2 protein-coding genes and 1 pseudogene are annotated in these 2,987 nt (G+C 68.1%); all 3 read left to right on the top strand.

The window, feature by feature from the left end; translation table 11 throughout:
• A pseudogene (locus tag AC1DKD_RS40460) lies at nt 1-206 on the top strand (acyl-CoA carboxylase subunit beta); the annotation flags it as partial.
• A gap of 69 nt (nt 207-275) precedes the next feature.
• A complete protein-coding gene (locus AC1DKD_RS40455; RefSeq protein WP_276285953.1) occupies nt 276-1,430 on the top strand; it encodes an acyl-CoA dehydrogenase family protein in 1,155 nt (384 codons plus the stop codon).
• A 32-nt stretch (nt 1,431-1,462) separates the two neighbouring features.
• On the top strand, nt 1,463-2,987 hold a 1,525-nt coding region (locus tag AC1DKD_RS40450; RefSeq protein WP_477144665.1), incomplete at its 3' end, for an acetyl-CoA carboxylase biotin carboxylase subunit.

Here is a 2,987-nt window from a genome sequence, read left to right as displayed (position 1 = left end):
CCGACCAGCTTGAGGCGTTGCAGAAGGGCATCGTGGAGCGCTTCGACCGCCAGATGAGCGTGTTCGTCACCAGCGCCCATGTGCTGGACGATGGCGTGATCGACCCGCGCAATACGCGTGCGGTGCTGGCCAATGTGCTGGCCGTCTGCCGCGAGGGCGACGCCAGGACACCGCAACCCATGCAATTCGCCGTGGCGCGGCCCTGACCTGAAGGCCACGGCCCCATCCGGAACATAAGACAAGAACACAGAGAACAGAGAACGGAGACCCGAGACATGCAACTCACCCCCGAACACGAGGCGCTGCGCGCCACCATCAAGCGCTTTATCGCCGAGCAGATCAATCCGTACGTGGATGCCTGGGAAGAGGCCGAGATCTTCCCGGCGCATGAAGTCTTCCGCAAGATGGGCGAGCTTGGCCTGCTGGGCCTGTCCAAGCCGGAGGAGGATGGCGGCATGGGCCTCGATTACTCCTACAGCGCGGTGCTGGCTGAGACGCTGTCCGATATCAACTGCGGCGGCGTGCCGATGGCCATCGGCGTGCAGACCGACATGGCCACGCCGGCCCTGGCCCACCACGGCAGCGCGGAGTTGCGCCGCGAATTCCTGGCACCCGCGATCCGCGGCGAGTACGTGGCCTGCCTGGGCGTCTCGGAGGTGGGCAGCGGCTCCGACGTGGCCTCGATCAAGACCACGGCGCGGCGCGACGGCGACGACTATATCATCAACGGCGGCAAGATGTGGACCACCAACGGCACCCAGGCGGATTTCTGCTGCGTGCTGGCCAATACGTCGGACGGGGCCCCGCACCGCAACAAGACGCTGATCGTGGTGCCAATGAAGACCCGGGGCGTCTCGGTGGCCAAGAAGATCCGCAAGATCGGCATGGACTCGTCCGATACCGCGCAGCTTTACTTCGACGATGTGCGCGTGCCGCAGCGCTACCGCATCGGCCAGGAAGGCATGGGCTTTACCTACCAGATGGAGCAGTTCCAGGTGGAGCGGCTGTGGGGTGCCCTGAGCTCATGCAGCCGGTGCGCCAAGGCCATCGACCTCACCATCGAGTACACCCGCGAGCGCAAGGCCTTTGGCCGCTCCATCCTGGACAACCAGTGGGTGCACTACACCCTGGCCGAACTGCAGACCGAGGTGGAAGCGCTGCACGCGCTGTGCTGGCGCGCCGTGGAGATGATGGTGCGGGGCGAGGATGCCACGCGCCTGGCCACCATGGCCAAGCTCAAGGCGGGCCGGCTGTCGCGCGAGGTAGCGGATCGCTGCCTGCAGTTCTGGGGCGGCATGGGCTATGTGCTGGAAAGCCCGATCTCGCGCATCTTCCGGGACGGGCGGCTCACCTCCATCGGCGGCGGCGCCGACGAGGTCATGATGCAGATCCTGTGCAAGTTCATGGGGACGTTTCCCCAGGCGAAGTAAGCGTTCAAAGCTAAAGACCAGAACAGGCCACCATGAAGCAGCCCACGCCATTCCACAAGATCCTGATCGCCAATCGCGGCGAAATCGCCCTGCGCGTGATGCGCAGCGCCACCGCGCTGGGCTACCGCACGGTGGCGGTCTACTCCAGCGCCGACGCCGATGCGCGGCATGTCCACGAGGCCGGCCAGGCGGTGCATATCGGCGAGGCGCAGCCGGCGCAATCCTACCTGCGCATCGACGCCATCATCGAGGCCGCCAGGCGTTGCGGCGCCGATGCGGTGCATCCCGGCTACGGCTTCCTGGCCGAGAACGCCGCCTTCGCGCGGGCCTGCCGCGAGGCGGGGCTGGTGTTTATCGGCCCGTCCGCCGAGTCCATCGTGGCGATGGGCAACAAGGCCGGCGCCAAGCGCCTGATGATGGCGGCCGGCGTGCCCTGCATCCCCGGCTACCRGGGCGAAGACCAGGATGAAGCGCGCCTGTGCGCCGAAGCCGGACGCATCGGCTTTCCGGTGATGATCAAGGCCACGGCGGGCGGAGGCGGGCGCGGCATGCGGCTGGTGCCCGATGCGCGGTCGTTCCCCGAACTGCTGCGTAGCGCGCGCTCGGAGGCGCAGGGCGCCTTCGGCGATCCGGAGGTGATTCTGGAGCGGGCCGTGATCGAACCACGCCATATCGAGATCCAGATCCTGGCCGACCGTTATGGCAACGCCATCCACCTKGGCGAGCGCGACTGCTCGGTGCAGCGGCGCCACCAGAAGCTGATCGAGGAAGCGCCATCGCCGGCGGTGAGCCCCGAGTTGCGGGCCCGCATGGGCGCCACCGCCGTGGCCGCCGTCAAGGCGATCGGCTATGAAGGCGCCGGCACGCTGGAGTTCCTGCTGGACCGCGACGGTAATTACTACTTCATGGAAATGAACACGCGGCTGCAGGTGGAGCATCCCGTGACGGAGGCGATCACCGGCCTGGACCTGGTGGCGCTGCAATTGCGGATCGCCGCCGGCGAGCCGCTGCCGCTGGCGCAGGAAGACGTCRCCTTCTCCGGCCACGCCATCGAAGTGCGGCTGTGCGCCGAAGACGCCGACCGGGGCTTCATGCCGCAAAGCGGCGCCATTGCGTTGTGGCAGGCGCCGGCCGCCTTGCGGGTGGAGCATGCGCTGGGCAGTGGCGCGGCGATTCCGCCTTACTACGACTCCATGATCGCCAAGCTGGTCAGCCACGGCGGCACGCGCGACGAAGCCTGCCGCAAGCTGTCCCGCGGACTGGAAGACCTGGTGGCGCTCGGCGTGACCACCAACCAGGTATTCCTGGGCCGCTGCCTGGCGCATCCGGCCTTTGCCGCGGGCGAAGCCACCACGGCCTTCATCGGCCAGCACCAGGATGCGCTGTTGCGGCCCGACGCGCCGCTGCGCCGGCGTGCGGCCGCGCTGGCCGCGCTGCTGCTGTACGAGACTTCCCCCGAGCGTCAGCCCGGAGCGCCCGCCGCCAGCCTGGCGCCGACGCTGCCGATCGGCCTGCGCTACCGGCTCGACGGGGCGGAGCATCAGGCCACGCTGGCGT

The sequence above is a fragment of the Cupriavidus sp. 05T313 genome, from assembly GCF_056396665.1.
The sequence above is the reverse complement of the archived record's forward strand: the minus strand, read 5'-3'. Positions and strand labels throughout refer to the sequence as shown.